A 19,693-nucleotide genomic window follows, 5' to 3' on the forward strand; every position below is an offset into this window, starting at 1 on the left:
TCATTGTAAATTATGATTTTTTATACTACAGAAAGTTGGTATTTCTTTTATATTACAACTACAATACGTTGTATAAAAGTAATCTAAATAAAAAATGGACTCGTCTGATATCATTACACAGCAAAGCTATAGTTCCCAGTTAAATAACTTTGAAGCAAGTGTGTTAGGTTTTTTAACCGAACAAGGTTTACCAACTGACTCTGTATTAGTTTCAGTAAATGAGCGTGTAATTGTTTTTAGAAATCTCACCGATGTACTATCAAAAATTAATGATGAGCAGAAGCCCCGTTCTGTATACATCTCTAAATATATTGCTGCTGTAGCATCAGGTTTATTTGATGCAGCATTAAATTACTTGTGGGACGAAACAATTTTAGAGTTAAGAAAGCGTGTATCTCAATATGATATTTCATATTTTTATGATAATGCGGTAAATAGTCCAGAAAAACGTAAAAATCTGAATTCAGAAGATGATTTAGTTAAAGTAAATGATAGTGAATTAATTGAGGGTGGCAGAAAGATAGGGTTAATTTCAGAGATTGGATACAAGCATTTGGACACAATTAGATATATGCGTAATTGGGTGAGTGCTGCTCATCCCAATCAGAACGAGATTACGGGTTTAAACCTAATTTCTTGGTTAGAAACCTGTATTAAAGAAGTTATTTCTTTACCTTTGTCTAATGGAACAATAGAAATACAGAAATTTCTCAAGAATATTAAAAAAAATAATATTTCTGAATCGGATGCTAGACAAATAGCAGCATTCTTTATAGAGCTTAACCAAGAACAAACTAACAATTTAGCATCAGGATTATTTGGCATATATACACGCTTAGATACAACACCACAGACAAGACAAAATCTTCATAGGCTAATACCTCATCTATGGGATAGAGTTGATGAGCAGTCACGTCAGCAATTTGGGACTAAGTATGGCAGGTTTGTTGCAAATAATGATCAACTAGAAGCAAAGCGTGCCCTTGAGTTTCTGGAAATAGTTTCAGGCAAATCATATATTCCTGAAGCTCTTTTATCCGCAGAAATAGATACTGCTGTTGATAACTTACTTAATGCTCATCGCGGGTGGGATAACTTCAATAATGAGCCACCGTTTGCAAAAGCATTAGAAACACTTATTAATGTCAGGGGACAGGTTCCTCTTCAAATACGTGAAAAGTATGTTTTGGGGCTAGTAGAAGTTTTTATTACTAATGGAAATGGAATTTCCCGTAATGCTGAAATCAGCTATAAGTCTCTCATTGAAAGATTTGATACAACTCAAGCAGTTATGGTAATTTTGTCTTTCAATAACACAATAATTGCTAGTAAGCTTCAGCATGACTTATGTCAAAATAAGTATCATGAACTTTTAAAAATGATGAAATTAAAAGTTTCGGCTCCAGCAGTCAAGGAACTAATAGATGAAATTGAAAAATATAAAGGCCCATTACATAGATTGAGAGAGCAATCAGATTTCAAGAAAAAAGTTGATAATATGCGAAAAATTATTTGGTAAAAGAAGTAAGTAACAATATAGGGTGCGTTAAATTTTAGCAACACACCCTATCTGTTAAGATATCTGACACCATTTATCTACATGCTGATTCTCATGAAATACCAGGATCATCAGCAGTTTTGATCTCTCGCAAAATTCGTTCTACTTGGTTAACTTTTTCACCTCTATTCTGCTCTTTGAAGATATTTAAAGCTTTTTCTAAAGAAGATAACGCCTCATCTTTTTTATTTGTTTGCCACAATGCTAGTGCAAAATTAGTTAGCCCCTCACCATAATTAGGATTAATTTCTAGAGCTTTTTTATATTCAGTAATGGCTTCATCCCAGCGACTTTGGCTAGCGTAAACCATACCGATCGCATTGTGAGCTAGAGCGTATTTTGGCTGGAGGCGAATGGCTTCTTGATAAGAGCTAATTGCTTCTTCTGGTTTCTTTTGCCGAAAAAGCACGTTTCCTAGTTGAAAGTGTCCGAAGGAATCTTTTGGGAATTGTTTAATTAATTTGCGTAAATTTTCCTCTGCACCTGTCAAGTCTCCCTGATTAAATAAAGCATTAGCTTGTTGCAGCATCTGCGATCGCTCTGATGGCCCTGTGTCTGAAAACTGTGCTAGTTTTTGTGGTTGTCTCTCAACAGACTGTTCAGACGAATGCAAAGAAACTTTTGCAGAAACCGCTAACGCTAATGGTGATAGACCAATTACACTGATGATACTCAGCGTTATGCCGCTAAAAGATTGAACAAATGCTGATTTCAGTTTGCGCTTCACCTTCATCGCCCTGAATGCCTCAATAATGTTCTAATCTTTATGATAAATTGAGGTGCGTTATCGCGTAATGCATCACGAGACAGACGGTAAAGGCGCACATATATGCGCCCCTACTAGCCTCATTTGGAATTATTTACGTACCTTCCCGCAATTTATCCAATACGCTTCTATCTTCTAATGTCGAAGTATCTCCAGATACTTCTTGACCTGCGGCTAGATTCCGCAGCAAGCGCCGCATAATCTTACCCGATCGCGTTTTGGGCAAAGCGTCTGTAAAGCGAATTTCTCCCGGACGTGCGATCGCACCGATTTCTTTGACAACGTGCTGCTTGAGTTCTTTACTCAGTTCCTCGCTTCCCTGATAAGTGCCTTCTAAAGTTACAAAAGCAACTACTTCTTCACCCTTAAGTTCATCTGGTTTACCCACTACCGCCGCTTCTGCAACCGCTGGGTGAGAAACCAATGCTGACTCTACTTCCATTGTACCGAGTCGGTGTCCTGATACATTCAGTACGTCATCCACACGACCCATTACCCAGAAGTAGCCGTCTTCATCTTGTCTTGCGCCATCGCCGGCAAAGTAAATATAGTTACCATCTTTGGGTGGAATGTGTTCCCAGTAGGTGCGGCGGAAGCGTTCTGGATCGCCGTAGACTGTCCGCATCATTCCTGGCCACGGATGGCGCACTGCTAGATAACCGCCTTCGTTATTGGGTACGGTGTTTCCTTCCAAATCCACGACATCTGCGATAATTCCGGGGAAGGGAAGAGTTGCGGAACCGGGTTTGGTGGGAATTGCTCCTGGTAGCGGTGTAATCATGATACCGCCGGTTTCCGTTTGCCACCAGGTATCAACAATTGGACAGCGATCGCCACCAATTACTTTGTGATACCACATCCAAGCTTCTGGGTTAATCGGTTCGCCGACGGTTCCCAACAAACGCAACGAAGATAGGTTTCGCGCATTCGGATGCTGTTCACCCATCTTAATAAATGCCCGAATTGCCGTAGGTGCGGTATAAAAAATATTAACGCCGTATTTTTCAATTACATCCCAAAAACAGCCAGGATTAGAAGCACGGGGCGCACCTTCATACATCACCGTGGTTGCACCGTTGGAAAGGGGGCCGTAGACAATGTAGCTATGTCCCGTAATCCAACCTACATCGGCAGTACACCAATATACATCTGTGTCTTGCAGGTCGAATATCCACTTGGTGGTCATGTGGGTATACAAATTATAACCAGCAGTTGTATGGACTACGCCCTTCGGTTTGCCCGTGCTGCCAGAAGTGTAGAGGACAAACAGCATATCTTCGCTGTCCATTGGTTCGGCGGGACAATCTGCTGATACTCCTTTTTGCAAATCATGCCACCAATGATCGCGTCCCCCCAACTGCATATAAGTTTCCTGTCCGGTGCGCTTGACAACTAGGACATTTTTAACACTGGGAACAGCACCATCAGCCAAGGCTTTATCTACCTGTTCCTTGAGAGGGACGATCGCATCTTTGCGCCAACCACCATCAGCTGTGATTACTAGTTTAGCTGTGGCATCAATTAAGCGATCGCGCAAAGCTTCGGCACTAAAACCACCAAATACGACGCTGTGGGGTGCGCCAATTCTGGCACAGGCTAACATAGCGATCGCAGCTTCGGGAATCATTGGCATATATATACCAACGCGATCGCCTTTTTCTACACCCAGTTGCTTCAATACGTTAGCGAACTGGCAAACTTCCCGGTGCAGTTGGGCATAGGTGAGGGTACGCGAATCACCTGGTTCTCCTTCCCAAATTAATGCTGCTTTATTTTTGCGCCAAGTAGTGAGATGTCTGTCAAGGCAGTTGTAAGAAATATTCATCTTTCCGCCAACGAACCACTTAGCAAAAGGTGGTTGCCAATCTAGCACCGTATCCCATTTTTGGAACCATTCTAATTCTGTTCCAGCCAAATCTGCCCAAAATTGCTGCGGATCAGCTTTGGCTTGGTCATAGAGGCGCTGATAGTCTTCCAGGCTTTTGATATGGGCGTTTTGTGAGAATTCCGAGCCAGGATGGAAGAGGCGATTCTCTTGTAGGATTGATTCTATAGTTGGTTGAGACATGATTATAAGTGCGATCGCTATTGTTACTAAAAACTATTCTTAGCTCAGTTGTACTAGACCGTGTTTAGATTTTCGTTAAGCTAGGTGAAAATTACCAGGTTATTTAGCTTACATCCATTTTCGCGCCCCAAAAGCTAGAAATATAACCGGGCGACTTTTTACTATTTGATTCAACTCTTGTATATGCCGTAACATCTATAAGACGAGGCCTAAGGGTTAATATATCTTCATTTTTGGGCTGTAGGTCGGGAATGCCCCTTGTATATTGGATTTAAATGTAAAGCTATTTCATTGCAGCGTCTCTACTAAAGAATATCGCAAGATGTAAATAGTCTCTACAAACAACGCCTAAAACTATGACACTCACCGTCGAAGCTAGTAGCCTATCTCTCAACGATGTTCATCGTCTTCTCAAATTAGAAAAGCTTTCAAATGGTTTATTCAGAGATTTCTTAAATTTAGAACCGTTAACAATGTTTGAACAGCACGATCTATTACGAATCAGAAGCGACTTTGATCGCTACTTAAATGCAGGTAAAATTTCTGAAGGGCTAGTTAAATTTTTAACAATTGCACCTTTGATGCGGTTAGCTGGATTTTACGATGTGCCAATTCGGTTGACAATGGAAGATAGTATTGCGATCGCAGTCGAAGATGAAGACAAAAAAATTACTGGACGGATGGATATTTTAGCAATCAACAGTCCCCAAAGTATTACTGCACCACCATTTTTGATTCTAGTGATTGAAACAAAAAATAGCGCAATCAATGTAATTGAGGGTTTACCTCAATTAATTACTTATGCTTTTAAAAGTTTAGAGCAGCAGTCATCAGTCTGCGGTTTGGTAACTAACGGACAGCTTTATCAATTTGTTTATCTCAAACGTGACCAGCAATCAACTTATCAGTTAATGCCATTATTAAATTTGAATGAATCTCCAGATGCGATTGAGTTATTGCAAGTTTTCAAAGCTATCTGTAAGTTACCAAATTTTCATTAAAATGAAGCTAAATTGCGGGGCGATCGCTGATGTTTGAACCTGCTGATGTAAAATTGCTCTTTGATGATATTTTAGAAGACGAAGTGATTTTTACTTTTGGTGATATACTTAGTGACGAACCAACCTGGGAAAGTGACCTACACCGCGATTAAATCGAAGACTTTTTTGTAGTTTTAGGAACTCAGAAAAAAGACCGTAAGAGTTCGGTAGTTTGGCAAGAAAACGGAAAATATCTCAACCTGATCGTGGAAATTTTGTCAAGTTTAGCGACAGCAGTTGATAACAGGTTTAAAAAATGTTTATCAGCATACCTTCCGTACACCAGATTATTTGTGGTTCGACCCTGGAACAATGAAACTTCAGGGATTTCATGGAGTTGAAGGTAAGTATCAATAAATTTAATTAACCACTGATGGACGTTTGTGGAGTCAGCAGTTAGAACTTTATTTGGGAGTTTATGAAGGTAAATTAAGATTCTTCACTACTGAAAATTAATTAATACTATCATCAGAAGAATTGGCTGAACAAGAACGTTTACATGCCCAACGGGCAGAAGAACGCACCGGGCAGAGCAAGAAATTGCTCGACTGCGGGAGGTTTTACCTACACGGGGCATCTACCTAGAGAATATTTAATGACCTCAAGAAATTAACTAGAGACCTTTTCAAGTTAAGATTTAGTTATTAGTGTGTAAAAAAAGCGTAATCTTCTGAAAGTAGGGCATCGTTTGCAAGCAAAAGAGATTAAGGATAAGCTAAAGTCCCTTATCGAGCAAGCCTCCTCGATAGATCCTAATTTAGCGAGAAGATTAGATGAAATCAATCGTTGGGTAAAGAATATTAAGCCAGGTTCCCTGACTGCAAAACCATTTGTCCTTGCATTTCTCCTAGAGGTGATTACGGATTCTACAATTTGGCTGATAATCAAATCCTTACCTTCGGAAGAAGAACAAAAAGCAAAGTTCGCTCAAATGACACCGATTGAGAGATATTGGTATGGTTATCTCTTTCCTAGATGGATTAATGCAAGTGACTCCAAATTTTATATTTGGAAGCAAAAATTGATGGCAGGCGAATTTAATCAGGTTGATGATGATATCATTAAATCAATAGCCCAAGATATTGTTCAGAGAGAAGGTAGTTTTTGGCAGCGTTATATTGCCGACCTTTCTATGGCAACCGACCTAATTGTTAGTCGTAACAATCAACCACTGTGCATTCAAATTACCAGTGTTAGTGAAGAACTTAATCAACAAAAGTACCAAGCTTGGCAAAATACACTGCGATCGTGGGAAATAGAGAGAGGACTGTTCTTAAGTTACAATCCCAAGGATGCTAATTTTGTTAACCAGTTAGTCAACGTGGCCCTGTATAACAGTGATTACCTTTCTGGTGGCAAATATTTAAAATTTTCGTGAACTTTCAGAAATTTGATATTTCAGATTTGTGTTCTAGCCTACATACTTACCTGCTAATTACAGCTTTTATGGCTAACAAAAGAGAAACTCACAGCTGCAACAATCAAGTAGATACATTTGCTGAAGCTTTAGCAACGGCGCGACAAATGCAGCAGAACTGGCTAACTTACGGGGTTGATTTTGTCAATTTTTACGTTGAAGATGTGGATGGAGACTGGCTAGAAACGTGGGGACATGACGAAATTTTAGGTAATTCTCAATTAGATGCTATCAAAGAATTTTTGGTAAGTAATGATAGTGTAGCTGTAAAGGTAAGGCAGCATTTAGGAGAGCGATCGCTGTTTGATTTCGCAGTAAACTTAGAAGAATCTTGGAGAATTACTGAGACTAATGACAGGTTATCTGCTGTAATAAATCTGTTAGCTGGTGAAGAAAATACTATTGATACAGATGACAACATCAGGTTATTGGATTTAGCAAATACTCTGGTGGTAAAGTTGTCAGAGATTTTGTGAAATTTTTAGTTGAGTAGTGGTAAATTCAATTGCCCTTAAACTATCGAATTCGCAATGGTAATGTTGAGCTACTAAAAGATAATGGTAGCGATGGCATTATTTTATCAATTTTTACTATAAGACAGCATTTAGGAGAGCGATCGCTGTTTGATTTTACAGTAAAAAACCTCACCCTATCCTATCAGACATCCCTCTAGTTAGTAAGGCTACGGTGTACAGAAAAGTCGGAAATAGTAGTCTGTCAAGGAATAATTGACGAGTACATTCTTTGTAGAGACGGCTATTTATCGCGTCTCTCTAACGTATCAGTTTTTTAGACGCGATAAATCGCGTTTCTACATGAGGGGTTTCTGGCTTATCCCAAGCGTATTGGGATAAAACTGGTGACTTGTGTATACACAGTAGCGTTACTAAGGAGAGGGTAGGATACTTTGGAACCAATAATAGCAAGTGCGATCGCAACTCTCGCTTTTACTAAAATAGCTGTAGGGTGTATTACGGCTTTCGTAACGCACTATTTCAGGTTTTTGGTTACGCTAACTAACACAGTAACAGCGATAACACACTCTACATTTTTTCAACGCCCAAAGAGTGGTTTGGCATCAAAAACTACTTTTATCAAAATAGATTTACCAATAAAAGTTAAATAAAAGTTCCCATTTTGGGAATTATAGACCTATTGAAGCTCAAGCAGGTAGGTCAAAAATATTGATTAGTGAAACCGCAAAACTACTTTACCCCTCGGTGGAGAAATTGGTTAAAGAAATTGTGGCGGTTAACCACGCTTGGAAAGTGGCTTGTGAATTATTTGGACAAGATTCACCCCTATCTATTTCTTCACGGGATTTAAAAACCTGTTTGCAGGTGCGTTTGTTGCGAAGCTATGCACCAGAACAGGTTTATTTAATTGAGGATAAAAAATCAGAAGGTGAACCACTTTACAGCTTACGTCTCCGAGAACCTCTAGGAGAACGCCTGTATGCAGAACATCTCCCAATGCGGATAGCTCAAGAAGTTTTTGCGGATAAAGAATTAGAGCAATTCAAAAAGATATAACCAAGATAAACAAAGGGGGTGCAGCGTGGAAATAGCAAAAGTTTGGGACATTATTTGGGATAACGAACCTTTTCATTGGACAATTGCTTTTGTCTTAATAGCCGCAATTATTGTCGAGCTTTACACATTATTTCAGTATTGGCGCTCAGAGTGTGGCATAACTGGAGCCTCTATTAAATTTTTGAGTAATTTGGAAAATGGTAAAAATGTAAAGCTTTCAAACCAAGTTCGCCAATGGTTAAAAGATCATTTAGGAACCGATGACTCTAGTAGATTCAGACAAAAAGATGGTAATTTCATACTGATAAAGCATCCGTCTGTCTTAGCCCATCCCATACCTCGTAGTTCCCTGCGCTTTGTGATAACCTTGTGTACTGCCATCGGCGTTTTAGGAACCTTTTACGGTATACAAGAGGGACTCCAAGGAATAAATTTATCTACAGAAAATCCTAAAGAATTGATGACTGCCAGTAAAGGGCTACTGGTAGGAATGAAAACAGCTTTTTCTACTTCCTTGATGGGGCTTGGTTCTGGTAGCTTGTTTACTTTAGTTTTGTTTGGGTGTGATTCGCTAAGGCAGAAACGGCGCGATAGTTTGCGTCAGAAATTGAAGGCGATCGCAATTTTAAAAACGGCAGATAACGACAACCGTGAAGTAGTTGAAGCACTTAGTCTTGTAGCAAAAAACTTGACCGGGTTAAAGCAGCTAAATGCGGAAGGCATTGGTCAAGCTGTAGGTAGGAGTATTGCAGAACAATTCGCCTGCTTAAACCAATTGTCAGCCCATGCTATTGGTCAATCTGTAGGAGAGCAAGTGCAAACTGCTATTTTACCAGCGCTGCGAGCAATTTTCAAAGAGCAGCAACAACTTCGAGAACTCCAAGAAAATCAGGGACAGAGAGTTTTAGAAGAACTCATTAAGGATATGCGAGTTCAGGTACTCGAACCCATTGCAGATCGACTAGATAAAAGTGCAGAGTTAACCCAACAAGCTTCTGAAGCTGTGCTGGCTCTGCATAGAGAATTGGGTGGTATATCTCAAAGTTTGGCAAGTTCCATCTTGACAATTCAGAACTTTCAAAAAGAAACTTTGGTCGAACTCCAAGTATTCGCTAACCACCTGGGATACACTCTCAATCAATTTCAAACAGATACAAAAGGTGTTTTACAACAAACAGCCGAGGAAATTAATCGAGCCGTAAACCAAAGTATCCAAGGAATGACAGCCCAGAGAAGTGCTTTTGAAGCAAGTGCAGTGCAAGCTGCTGCTACCTTCCGGGGAATTCGAGAGGAACTTCAGACAGCGCTACAAGAACGCGCATCTGTGGAAAAGGAGATGCTTCAAGGATTTGCTAACAATATGGGACAAACTTTGAGTCAATTCCAAACTGAAACTACGGGAGTTATACAACAAACATCTCACGAAATTAATCGAGCTGTAGATAAGAGTATCGAAGGAATGACAGCCCAGCGAAGTGCTTTTGAAACAAGTGCAGTGCAAGCGGCTGCTACCTTCCGGGGAATTCGAGAGGAACTTCAAACAGCGTTACAAGAACGCGCAGCAGTAGAACAGCAGATGCTTCAAGCTACTCGGACTGGAATTATCCAAATTCTCACCCAAGCCAATAAAACCTTTCATGAGCAAACTAATACTCTACAAACAGTGGGTAATCAAGCTTCTGGATTGATGAATGATGCGAAGGATAATCTTCTGGCTACTTTAGTAAATATCGACGCAACACTCACAGCTACCCGCCATACAGTAGAAGATGATTTGACAAGATTTAGGGAAGAATATCAAACAAGTTTACAGACATTCTTTCAACAACAAAACAATTTACTTGAGGGGACGCTAGGCAAACAACGAGATGGATTATCAGGGATTGTGAATAATCTAGATCAAGTTTTCCGAGAAGAATCTCAAAGGCGTAGTGAATTGACTCAAGAGGTAGACAAAAGTATGACTAAAATTCAGACATCTGTCGAACAAATTAACAAATTAGTTAGTGCGGCTGGATTAAACGATGCACAACGACTAATTCAACTAGAAAAGCTTGCAAGCGGAATTGGCCAGCAAGTGCAAATAGTAGATAATTCATACATAAGTTTGAATAAAACATTTCACAATAGTCTTGAGTCTTGGCAGAGTCACCTTGAAAGTTCTATGCAAAGGACTGTTGACTTACAGGAAAGCTTTTTCCAACAAGCAGATACTTCTATGGCTAGAGTTTGCGGAGGTTTGCTAGAGACAGCAAAAGTGCTGGCTGCTGCACATGATAACCGCCAATTTGGTAATGGTGGAAACAATCATGGATGATTTTATCAGAGGTGAAAATGATGCAGATATTATAGAAGATGATGACTCTAGTATCTATCTGTCTATTGGCGATCTGATGTCTGGTCTACTAATGTTTTTTGCTTTGCTATTTATTACTGCACTACTCCAGCTTGCACAAAAGGATGTACCAAAACGAGTAGTAATTGGTAATGTTGTGGGACAGATGAAAAGCAACAATATCAATGTCAAAGTAAACCCGGAAACTGGGGATGTCAGTATCCAAGAATCAATTCTTTTTGCCAAGGGAAGTACAGAACTTAAACTAGAAGGTAAAGCCTTCCTACGTCGCTTTATTCCTGTTTATAGTGGGGTTATTTTCTCAAAACCAGAATTTGAGCAGGAAATTAGCCGCGTAGTTATAGAAGGTCATACTAGCTCAGATGGAGACGATAAAACTAATCTACAACTAAGCTTGTTGCGATCATCATCCGTTTACAACTACATTTTTTATGATATGAATTTCCCGACCAAAGCATCTTTAAGCCAGAAAATATTGGCTGCTGGTCGGGGAGAAATTGAATCTGACAAAAAACGTGATAATCCAGGCGATCGCAAGGTAGTTTTTCGCTTTCAGTTTCGCAGTGATGAGTTAAAAAAAGATATCGTAAAAACCTCTCTCTAAAGGAGCTACAACTTTGAATTATCAGTTTTCTATTCCTTCCCTACCTGAAACTCCCAAGTGTAGTCCTAATCAACTTATTCAGCTTGCAAGTAACTTACCAGATGCAACAATATCAATACCAAGTGTTGATAAAATATTGGAAGCTATTGAACAGGGTAAAGCTGATCAAGTAAGTAAGTTAGACTGGGTTTATTGCATTCATGCTAAAACACAGTGGGATCAGCAAAATATTGACCGTTCCAGAAAAACATCAGCAACTATTTGGAAGGTAGCAATTTATAACTCATGGTTGCAACATCAGCTATTGTGGCGTTTAGCTCTTTATTATAGTGGTCATCAAGAACAGGTGTTAGCAAAGTCTTTAGCTGAATCTTTTGATATCTTTGCTCATTCTGACTTAGTTAGTCACCTGCTACCAGTTCAAATTATTCGGGCGTTTCGCAGTACACAAGCAGGTATAGAATTAGCAAAAATTGCTTGTGAACAGCGTATTAATCAAACTGAATTTATAAACAAAATCCGAGAATATTTACCTGTTTGGATTCCATTATTTAGCAAATTTATAGAAGACATAATCCCCTATTTTACTACAATTCGCTCTCCAAGTCAGCAGCAAGTAAGATGGTTGCTAAGTTGTTTGGATGAAATGTCAGAGAGTCAGCAAATAAAAGCTGTTAATCATTTGCTGACTAATGTTTCCAATGATATAGCAAGCAATCATTCATTACTGGTTGATTGGTTGAGACATAACTATAGAAATGGTGAAAATTGGTATAAACTTTCAGATCCAGCAAGGCGAAGACTTCGAGAGTGGATTGGAGGTATCAATTATGGTGATTTCCAAAAGTTAGTAAATCTCATATTGAACAAGCTGGATTTAGAAAACTTCGAGTCAAATCGGCTATGTAGTCGCAGGGATTTTTGGGCTAATTACAGTAACCGCTTTGAACGGCTTCGTATCTTATTACCCAAGACATCACAAATTGCCATAGGGTATAAAATCGAAGGTGATGTTGATCTACTAGAGGATGATGGTAGCGACCCAACAGAGGTTTGTATATTCGATTTTGGTGAGTGGTTTGTAGTCGAATTCTTTCGTGGAAGAGGTAGTGAGACGCGCCTGTTTCCGAAAAATTCCAGAAATGAGCAAATCCTTTTTGGTGAATCCACACTTTCAGTCAAGCGGATTCGTTGTCTGGGTGGCGATAGACACGATCATGTTTATCTTTGGCAGGTATTTTCCCACACCTGGCTTGCAGATAAAGGAATTTTGCCTAATCTAGATACCCAGCCTCCCAGAAACCCGACAGTAGATCAATTGCAAGAGCGAGAACACAAGTTTGAGCCGTGGCAAAGAGAGATTGAACGTCTAGAACGGGAAGCTAAAGCCTATGTGTGATGTTAGAAATTTTTATAAGCTAATCGTCATTCATTTTTCCAGACTGACTCGCTTGTAGTAAGGGCTTCAGCCCTGGGTTTATGCAACTTAAATGCTCATTAGCTTAGAGACTACTGATGTACAATAATGGTGTCTCGATTTATTTCAATATAGGAATGCTGCTTAAACAATTCAACTACAGATTGGAAGTTAGCTATAAATAGGGATTCTAATTCTGAGTTATTGATATTGTCTGTGGTGATTAAAAGTAGTTTATAAGGTTCCTGAACTGTTAAAAAAGAGTTTACAAAATCCACATCTTTGGTAATTAAAATTCGATTTTGTTGAATTGATACGGCATTAATCTCATTATCTAGCGTAGCATTTTCCTGTGGTAAGTCTCTGGTGTGGATCGTGTCATAACCTGAAGTTTTGAGAAAACGGGCAAGACGAACTGGTAACTGAGCATCGACAAGAAATTTCATGAGGCAATTCGATGAATGCTTTTGACTTGGCTGAGTCGAGCGGCAAATAACAAGACAGCCAAAATATCTTTAGATTCTAAATCGTCATAATCTGCCAATATTTCTTCAGTAGTCATTCCAGAACTGAGCAGTTCCAAAATAAACTCAACTGGATAACGAAGTCCTCGAATGCAGGGTTTACCGTGGCAGATATTTGGATTATGAGTGATGCGTTGTAGAAGTGTATTATCCATAAACTCTTACCATATTTTTGTTGTCATCTTCTAATTCTAAATGCGAACTGACAGCAGTCCATTGCGATCGCATTCACTAAATGTTAAAACTTTGGATGTATTGACTTATACGCAAATTACCCCACTCGCACTGCGATCGCATACATTCAACCCTCTTCAAAATGCACCACAACCACGTTAAGCTGAATTAGAGTGACAATTTATTGCGCTTTTTAATATATAAATCTCTGTTCTTGTCAAATTTTAATTTTTTCTGCTTGAGAAACCCGGAATGCTAGACCGAATTTTTGATTACCTCGACTTTCATTTCAGCCTTGAAGCCCTTATAGTTCTGCTGATCCTGGTGCTTTTAGAGGCGCTGTTATCTGCCGACAATGCGATCGCTCTGGCTGCGATCGCTCGCGGGCTGGAAGACAAAGAACTTGAGCGTAGAGCTTTGAACTTTGGTTTAGTCGTTGCCTATGTGCTGCGAATCAGCCTGATTCTCACTGCCACTTGGGTGCAACAATTCTGGCAATTTGAATTACTGGGCGCTGCTTATCTACTGTGGTTGGTATTCCAACACTTTACCTCGGAAGAAACTAAAGACGATCACCATCACGGGCCGCGGTTTAATTCATTGTTGCAAGCGATACCTGTGATTGCATTTACAGATTTGGCATTTTCTTTGGATAGCGTGACAACTGCGATCGCAGTTTCTCAAGAAAAATGGCTGGTGCTGACGGGTGCAACAATTGGTATTATCACGCTGCGATTCATGGCGGGATTGTTTATCCGTTGGTTAGACGAATATGAAAACCTAGAAGACGCAGGCTATATAACTGTAGCTTTTGTGGGCTTGCGCCTGTTGTTGAAAGTGGTGAACGATAATTTAGTTCCACCAGAATGGATCATGATTACTGCGATCTTCTTGATTTTAGGCTGGGGATTTTCCAAGCGTATTAGCACTGAATTGCCCCAAGTAGAACCAGAAAAGAGCGAAGTCTCTAAGTAAGTGAGGGGGATGAGGGGACAAGGGGACAAGGGGATTTGCAACAAGTCTTTCCCCTTGTCTCCAATTCTCCTTGTCCCCAAGTCCTCTTCCCCATTCCCCATTCCCCACTCCCTACTGTCTTACTCGCGCAACCAAGGCGTTAAGTGTGGTTGCCAATTTACTAATTCTTCATCCTTAAACCATAGGGCTATTTCCCGTTGCGCGGTTTCTTGAGCATCAGAACCGTGGATCAAGTTACGACCAATGTTCAGACCAAAATCGCCGCGAATCGTTCCTGGCTCAGCTGTTAAGGGGTTCGTCGCACCAATAATCTTTCTGGCAGATGCAACTACACCATCACCTTCCCATACCATCGCTACCACTGGGCTAGAAGTGATAAATTCGACTAAACCACCAAAAAAGGGACGTTCTCGGTGAACATCATAATGTTGTTCAGCCAATTCCCGACTGACTTTCAGAAACTTTAAACCAACTAGGGTAAAACCTTTAGTTTCAAAGCGACGGATAATTTCCCCCACTAATCCCCGTTGTACTCCATCTGGCTTAATTGCTAAGAATGTGCGTTCCAAAGCTATCTCCAAAAACTTAATGAATTTTTTATCTGGTCAATTGTCCCCGTTGGCGTAGCGTCTCCTTTAGGAGAAGTTCTGTTTGCCTGTCATTTGTTCAAGGATTTGCCACTAATGACTAATAACCAATAACTAATGACTCTTGACACATTACTCTTGACCAATCAGAGTTTATCTCAGAAATTATCATTGGGTGCATATACGTTCCCAAATGAATGCGTTAAATTGTTAATTCGTGGGTGAAAAACAGAGGTTAGGAAGAAATGGGTGTTGATTCAACTGCTACATCTGACGAGGTGGTACAAGTACCGTCCAATGGACACAAAGAAGTGAAAAATCATAAGCAAAAAAAGCTGTTACCACCTAGTCCTACCGCAGGAGATTTACCTCGCTCCTGGAAAATTGAGGATAGTGAAGCCTTATACCGAATTGAGGGTTGGGGACAACCTTATTTTTCCATTAGCGCTGCTGGTCACGTAACCGTGGCACCCAAGGGCGATCGCGGGGGATCTCTCGACTTGTTTGAATTGGTCAATGCCATGAAACAGCGCAACTTGGGACTTCCCATGTTGATTCGCTTTTCTGATATTTTGGAAGACCGGATTGAGCGGTTGAATGCTTGTTTTGCCAAAGCGATCGCCCGCTACAACTACCCTGGTGTCTACCGTGGTGTGTTTCCCGTCAAGTGCAATCAAGAGAGGCATTTGATTGAGGATTTAGTGAAATTTGGCAAACCCCATCAATTTGGTTTAGAAGCCGGTTCCAAGCCAGAATTAATGATTGCTCTGGCTGTCCTGGATACACCAGGAGCATTGTTAGTTTGCAACGGCTACAAAGACCGAGAATATATCGAAACGGCAATGCTAGCCCAAAGACTAGGGCAAACACCAATCATCGTCTTAGAACAGATTGAAGAGGTTGATTTGGTGATTGATGCCAATCGCCAGTTAGGTATTAAGCCAATATTAGGTGTTCGTGCTAAACTCAGTACCCAAGGCATGGGACGTTGGGGAACCTCTAGTGGCGATCGCGCTAAATTTGGTTTGACAATGCCTGAAGTAATCGAGGCTGTTGACAAGTTACGGGAAGCTAACCTGCTCGATTCTTTGCAGTTGATGCACTTCCACATCGGCTCACAGATCTCTGCCATTAATGTGATTAAAGATGCTATCCAAGAAGCCAGCCGCATTTATGTGGAATTGGCGATGCTGGGAGCAGATATGAAATATCTTGATGTTGGTGGTGGCTTGGGCGTAGATTACGATGGCTCCCAAACCAACTTCTATGCATCGAAAAATTACAACATGCAGAACTATGCCAACGACATCGTGGCAGAGTTAAAAGATACCTGTGCCGAGCGGCAAATTGCCGTACCAACACTGATTAGTGAAAGTGGACGAGCGATCGCTTCCCATCAATCGGTACTGATTTTCGACGTTCTCAGTACTAGCGATGTCCCCCTTGACATGCCAGAACCTCCACAAGAGGGAGAATCCCCGATTATTAATTATCTTTGGGAAACTTACCAATCCATCAACAAAGAGAACTATCAGGAGTTCTACCACGATGCGGCACAATTCAAAGAAGAAGCTATCAGTCGCTTCAACTTAGGAATTTTACGCCTCAGAGAACGAGCCAAAGCCGAACGCCTCTACTGGGCTTGTTGTCAAAAAATTCTTAACATCACTAGGCAGCAAGAATACGTACCTGATGAACTGGAAGACCTAGAGAAAATTATGGCTTCCATCTACTACGTCAACATGTCAGTGTTTCAATCGGCACCAGATTGCTGGGCGATCGATCAGCTATTCCCAATCATGCCAATTCACCGCTTGGATGAAGAACCAACGCGGCGGGGAATTTTGGCAGACCTCACCTGCGACAGTGATGGTAAAATCGATCGCTTTATAGACCTGCGCGATGTCAAATCGGTTTTAGAACTACACACCCACAAGCCCGGAGAACCCTATTATTTGGGAATGTTCTTGAATGGAGCTTACCAGGAAATCATGGGTAATTTGCACAACTTATTTGGTGACACCAACGCCGTTCACATCCAATTGACACCCAAAGGCTACCAGATTGAACACGTTGTCAAAGGCGACACCATGAGCGAAGTGGTGAGCTATGTCCAGTATGACTCCGAAGATATGGTGGAAAACATTCGCCAGCGCTGCGAGAAAGCATTAGAAGAGAAGCGTATCACCCTAGCGGAATCTCAGCGATTGCTGCAAACCTACGAGCAGAGTCTCAGAAGATATACGTATCTAAATAGTTAGGAGTTAGGAGTGAAGAGTTAGGAATAAAGTTAAGAGTTAGAAGTGAAGAGGAAAACACAAAATAATAACTCCAAACTTCTAACTTTTAACTCCTAACTTCTAACTTTAACTTGCGTTTGTCCCCAACAATTCCTCTATTGCTTGTCGTTCAACAGGGGTATGGGATGGTGGTGTCTGACGGGCATCGGTAATCAGCCAGTCTAAAGCAGCGGCTTGAACATCGATTGCAGCACCAGTTTTATCTACGCAATAACGTCCAAACACCAGCTTATCGACTAACCGGACTCCAGGGCCAAGGCGCGACCATTCAAAAATCACGCTGTTTTCTACTGTTGCACCACTACATATCCAACAATTGGGGCCAATCATCGCTGGGCCGACAATTTTAGCTCCGTCTTCTATTCTCGTCATGCCGCCAATATAAACTGGACCTGTAATATCCACCTTGTCCCAATTTACGGCGACATTTAAGCCAGTGTAAATGCCAGGGGCGACTTCATGACCGGGAATTTGCACATTTTTGATTTCACCCAGCAGCACACCGCGAATCGCCCGCCAATAGTCTGGTACTTTACCAATATCTACCCATTCAAAGTCCATAGGGATGGCATAGAAGGGAGCTTTGATTTCTACCAATTTGGGAAATAATTGGCTACCAATGTCATATTCCACATCAGAGGGGATGTAGTTAAAAACCTCTGGCTCAAATATGTAAATACCTGTGTTGATATTGGTGCTGAGGGCTTCTTCAGTTGAAGGTTTTTCTTGGAAAGCTTTGACACGACCATCCTCGTCAGTGACAACCACACCGTAGCTAGAAACTTCTTCCTTGGGGACAGATTTCGTAATAATAGTAGCGATCGACCCTTTAGCTCTATGCCATTTAACCGCCGCAGTTAAATCTAGGTCAATCAAAGCATCACCGCACAACACCACAAAGGTATCATCAAAAAACGGTGAGAAGTCTTGGATGCGCCGCATCCCTCCAGCTGAACCTATTGCCTCTCCCTCCAGTTTACCTTCATCATCAATTTTCCCTTCAAAGGAATAGGCAATCTGCACCCCAAACCGCTGACCATCACGGAAATAGTTTTCTATTTCCTCAGCCAAATGACTAACGTTGACCATAATCTGGTCAAATCCATGTTGGCGTAACAGTTCCAGCAAAAACTCCATCACTGGCTTTTGCAGGATGGGAATCATTGGTTTGGGAATTGTATAGGTAATCGGACGCACGCGAGTACCCTTGCCAGCCGCGAGAATCATCGCTTTCATAAAAATTTATTCCTCAACCACAAGCCAGTTTACTTTCATCGAGTGATACTTAATCATCAGTTTTTATTTCTGCTCTAAGTCATCCTCAAAACAGGGATAACAGGAATTTAGTGGTTATTGCAACCATAGGTATACTTAGATGACAAGCGATCGCTTATCTTTTCAATTTACTCGGATTTTGGGACTGAATCAAAAATCTGTAAATTATCTGTAGGACTATTTTGCGCTTTTTTAGTTCATTGACTGCTCAAAAGGTTTGTCGGTGTTAGCTGAATCTGTAAGTAGGCGAATTTTAATCTCATGGTAAAACTCCTCTTGAAATAGCTCTACTTTCGATTGAGCCGAGAGTAATAGTAGGGCCCAAAAAACGCTAACTAAATGGCTGTGTTTAGACTCATGTCCAGACCCATTTTGGTATGGTTGCTTTGTCTGAGTCCATAACTCTACAAGTTGTTCTAAATTCAACCAATTTTGTTCTGAATTTAGCTCCCTTGCCGATATATTCAACACCTGCTCCAGTTCCCCAGCTACTTCCGTCAGATTTTCCTGGTGAGCTAACTCCAGCGCCTCCCGCATACTTTGGACGCTAGGCAGACGTCTGGGACGGATAGGTTTGCTGACTTTTTCTACTAGTTTTAGCTGGTTCGCCATAATCTGCAATTGCTTGATTAACTCTTGCAGAGTCACCCGGCGCTTTGGTGGCGGCATTGCCGCTGGACGACGACGCAATTGCCGTTCTAATGGTAGACGATGACCCTGATGTGATATTCCGTCTTCATCTTCCAATAGGGCCTCATCTACTACACCATCTTGGACATCTCCTACTGTTGACAACTGCATCAACGTATTTGCCTTGAACAATACCAGCATTGATGCTGACAAAAATGCCTGTCCAGATTGGGACAAGTCCGCTTCATAACCTCTTCCTATTGCCTCTGGTGCCATCAGTTCTAAGTAACGGTCAATCACCTCAATCACTTGGACATCCCAAGGGTCAATTTCTCCCTGTTCCGCTTGGTAAATCAGGAGTGTGATTGTTTCTAATAGCTCGGAAGCTTCCATCAACAGGTTCTAAGTTAATTAATGAGAATTAAAAGACCATAAATTCAACAGTAAACTCATTGACTATTGGCAAAGCG

20 protein-coding genes are annotated in these 19,693 nt (G+C 40.9%); 13 read left to right on the plus strand and 7 right to left on the minus strand.

Annotated elements, in window-relative coordinates; translation table 11 throughout:
- Positions 1–94 precede the first annotated feature (94 nt).
- Entirely contained in the window at positions 95–1,519 is a 1,425-nt protein-coding gene (locus F8R90_RS17225) for a hypothetical protein (RefSeq protein WP_196511753.1), read from the plus strand.
- Between the two features lie 91 nt (positions 1,520–1,610).
- On the opposite strand, the gene F8R90_RS17230 is transcribed toward F8R90_RS17225, so the two are convergent.
- Together F8R90_RS17230 and acs are read right to left on the minus strand one after the other, a co-directional pair.
- Positions 1,611–2,291, minus strand: coding sequence for a tetratricopeptide repeat protein (locus F8R90_RS17230; RefSeq protein WP_196511754.1), 681 nt, complete (start codon positions 2,289–2,291; stop codon positions 1,611–1,613).
- A gap of 127 nt (positions 2,292–2,418) precedes the next feature.
- Positions 2,419–4,392 carry an acetate--CoA ligase gene (acs, locus tag F8R90_RS17235; protein ID WP_196511755.1) on the minus strand — a complete coding sequence of 658 codons (1,974 nt, stop codon included), beginning with the start codon at positions 4,390–4,392 and terminating at the stop codon, positions 2,419–2,421.
- Positions 4,393–4,748: 356 nt separating this feature from the next.
- Here acs and F8R90_RS17240 point away from each other — a divergent pair, with 356 nt between their 5' ends.
- The 9 genes from F8R90_RS17240 to F8R90_RS17280 all read left to right on the plus strand — a co-directional run bounded on the left by F8R90_RS17240 (position 4,749) and on the right by F8R90_RS17280 (position 12,740).
- Positions 4,749–5,393, plus strand: coding sequence for a restriction endonuclease subunit R (locus tag F8R90_RS17240; RefSeq protein WP_196511756.1), 645 nt, complete (start codon positions 4,749–4,751; stop codon positions 5,391–5,393).
- A 29-nt stretch (positions 5,394–5,422) separates the two neighbouring features.
- Positions 5,423–5,545, plus strand: coding sequence for a hypothetical protein (locus F8R90_RS33705; RefSeq protein WP_331000676.1), 123 nt, complete (start codon positions 5,423–5,425; stop codon positions 5,543–5,545).
- 575 nt (positions 5,546–6,120) lie between these two features.
- The gene (locus F8R90_RS17250; RefSeq protein WP_190895058.1) at positions 6,121–6,810 is read left to right on the plus strand and encodes a hypothetical protein; all 690 of its coding nucleotides are present in this window, start codon (positions 6,121–6,123) and stop codon (positions 6,808–6,810) included.
- A 68-nt stretch (positions 6,811–6,878) separates the two neighbouring features.
- Complete coding sequence (locus F8R90_RS17255; protein ID WP_196511757.1) at positions 6,879–7,325, plus strand: hypothetical protein; 447 nt, start codon at positions 6,879–6,881, stop codon at positions 7,323–7,325.
- Positions 7,326–7,354: 29 nt separating this feature from the next.
- Positions 7,355–7,522 carry a hypothetical protein gene (locus F8R90_RS17260; protein WP_196511758.1) on the plus strand — a complete coding sequence of 56 codons (168 nt, stop codon included), beginning with the start codon at positions 7,355–7,357 and terminating at the stop codon, positions 7,520–7,522.
- 511 nt (positions 7,523–8,033) lie between these two features.
- The gene (locus F8R90_RS17265) at positions 8,034–8,381 is read left to right on the plus strand and encodes a hypothetical protein (RefSeq protein ID WP_230966377.1); all 348 of its coding nucleotides are present in this window, start codon (positions 8,034–8,036) and stop codon (positions 8,379–8,381) included.
- A 25-nt stretch (positions 8,382–8,406) separates the two neighbouring features.
- A complete protein-coding gene (locus F8R90_RS17270) occupies positions 8,407–10,698 on the plus strand; it encodes a hypothetical protein (RefSeq protein ID WP_196511759.1) in 2,292 nt (763 codons plus the stop codon).
- Complete coding sequence (locus F8R90_RS17275; RefSeq protein WP_230966379.1) at positions 10,676–11,341, plus strand: OmpA family protein; 666 nt, start codon at positions 10,676–10,678, stop codon at positions 11,339–11,341. The genes F8R90_RS17270 and F8R90_RS17275 overlap by 23 nt, the downstream gene beginning before the upstream one ends.
- A 13-nt stretch (positions 11,342–11,354) precedes the next feature.
- On the plus strand, positions 11,355–12,740 hold the full coding sequence (locus F8R90_RS17280; protein ID WP_196511760.1) for an EH signature domain-containing protein: 1,386 nt from the start codon (positions 11,355–11,357) through the stop codon (positions 12,738–12,740).
- A gap of 110 nt (positions 12,741–12,850) precedes the next feature.
- Here the strand turns inward: F8R90_RS17280 and F8R90_RS17285 are convergent, their stop codons facing one another.
- Complete coding sequence (locus F8R90_RS17285) at positions 12,851–13,204, minus strand: DUF5615 family PIN-like protein (protein ID WP_196511761.1); 354 nt, start codon at positions 13,202–13,204, stop codon at positions 12,851–12,853.
- A complete protein-coding gene (locus F8R90_RS17290; RefSeq protein ID WP_069068569.1) occupies positions 13,201–13,437 on the minus strand; it encodes a DUF433 domain-containing protein in 237 nt (78 codons plus the stop codon). Before F8R90_RS17290 ends, F8R90_RS17285 begins: the two co-directional genes overlap by 4 nt.
- Positions 13,438–13,477: 40 nt before the next feature.
- Here F8R90_RS17290 and F8R90_RS17295 point away from each other — a divergent pair, with 40 nt between their 5' ends.
- Together F8R90_RS17295 and F8R90_RS17300 are read left to right on the plus strand one after the other, a co-directional pair.
- Positions 13,478–13,618 (plus strand): hypothetical protein, encoded by a 141-nt coding sequence (locus tag F8R90_RS17295; RefSeq protein WP_196511762.1) that lies wholly within the window; start codon positions 13,478–13,480, stop codon positions 13,616–13,618.
- 90 nt (positions 13,619–13,708) lie between these two features.
- Entirely contained in the window at positions 13,709–14,431 is a 723-nt protein-coding gene (locus F8R90_RS17300; RefSeq protein ID WP_196511763.1) for a TerC family protein, read from the plus strand.
- A gap of 119 nt (positions 14,432–14,550) precedes the next feature.
- Here F8R90_RS17300 and ndk read toward each other — a convergent pair whose 3' ends face one another.
- Positions 14,551–15,000, minus strand: a complete 450-nt coding sequence (ndk, locus tag F8R90_RS17305) for a nucleoside-diphosphate kinase (protein WP_190895052.1) — start codon at positions 14,998–15,000, stop codon at positions 14,551–14,553.
- A gap of 263 nt (positions 15,001–15,263) precedes the next feature.
- Here ndk and speA point away from each other — a divergent pair, with 263 nt between their 5' ends.
- Positions 15,264–17,279: a biosynthetic arginine decarboxylase gene (gene speA, locus F8R90_RS17310; RefSeq protein WP_196511764.1), complete on the plus strand. Its 2,016-nt coding sequence runs from the start codon at positions 15,264–15,266 to the stop codon at positions 17,277–17,279.
- 105 nt (positions 17,280–17,384) lie between these two features.
- On the opposite strand, the gene F8R90_RS17315 is transcribed toward speA, so the two are convergent.
- Both F8R90_RS17315 and F8R90_RS17320 read right to left on the minus strand, forming a co-directional pair.
- Complete coding sequence (locus F8R90_RS17315; protein ID WP_190895050.1) at positions 17,385–18,554, minus strand: sugar phosphate nucleotidyltransferase; 1,170 nt, start codon at positions 18,552–18,554, stop codon at positions 17,385–17,387.
- 231 nt (positions 18,555–18,785) lie between these two features.
- Complete coding sequence (locus tag F8R90_RS17320) at positions 18,786–19,616, minus strand: segregation/condensation protein A (protein ID WP_196511765.1); 831 nt, start codon at positions 19,614–19,616, stop codon at positions 18,786–18,788.
- Between the last annotated feature and the right edge of the window lie 77 nt (positions 19,617–19,693).

The organism is Nostoc sp. NZL, from assembly GCF_015714705.1.
GTDB classification, from domain to species: domain Bacteria; phylum Cyanobacteriota; class Cyanobacteriia; order Cyanobacteriales; family Nostocaceae; genus Nostoc; species Nostoc foliaceum_A.

Bases quoted from the DNA above. Each gene is read 5' to 3' on its own strand.
- F8R90_RS17225 (WP_196511753.1), top strand. From the start codon at position 95: ATGGACTCGTCTGATATCATTACACAGCAAAGCTATAGTTCCCAGTTA.
- F8R90_RS17230 (WP_196511754.1), bottom strand. From the start codon at position 2,291: ATGAAGGTGAAGCGCAAACTGAAATCAGCATTTGTTCAATCTTTTAGC.
- acs (WP_196511755.1), bottom strand. From the start codon at position 4,392: ATGTCTCAACCAACTATAGAATCAATCCTACAAGAGAATCGCCTCTTC.
- F8R90_RS17240 (WP_196511756.1), top strand. From the start codon at position 4,749: ATGACACTCACCGTCGAAGCTAGTAGCCTATCTCTCAACGATGTTCAT.
- F8R90_RS33705 (WP_331000676.1), top strand. From the start codon at position 5,423: ATGTTTGAACCTGCTGATGTAAAATTGCTCTTTGATGATATTTTAGAA.
- F8R90_RS17255 (WP_196511757.1), top strand. From the start codon at position 6,879: ATGGCTAACAAAAGAGAAACTCACAGCTGCAACAATCAAGTAGATACA.
- F8R90_RS17275 (WP_230966379.1), top strand. From the start codon at position 10,676: ATGGTGGAAACAATCATGGATGATTTTATCAGAGGTGAAAATGATGCA.
- F8R90_RS17285 (WP_196511761.1), bottom strand. From the start codon at position 13,204: ATGAAATTTCTTGTCGATGCTCAGTTACCAGTTCGTCTTGCCCGTTTT.
- F8R90_RS17290 (WP_069068569.1), bottom strand. From the start codon at position 13,437: ATGGATAATACACTTCTACAACGCATCACTCATAATCCAAATATCTGC.
- F8R90_RS17295 (WP_196511762.1), top strand. From the start codon at position 13,478: ATGCGAACTGACAGCAGTCCATTGCGATCGCATTCACTAAATGTTAAA.
- F8R90_RS17300 (WP_196511763.1), top strand. From the start codon at position 13,709: ATGCTAGACCGAATTTTTGATTACCTCGACTTTCATTTCAGCCTTGAA.
- speA (WP_196511764.1), top strand. From the start codon at position 15,264: ATGGGTGTTGATTCAACTGCTACATCTGACGAGGTGGTACAAGTACCG.
- F8R90_RS17315 (WP_190895050.1), bottom strand. From the start codon at position 18,554: ATGAAAGCGATGATTCTCGCGGCTGGCAAGGGTACTCGCGTGCGTCCG.
- F8R90_RS17320 (WP_196511765.1), bottom strand. From the start codon at position 19,616: ATGGAAGCTTCCGAGCTATTAGAAACAATCACACTCCTGATTTACCAA.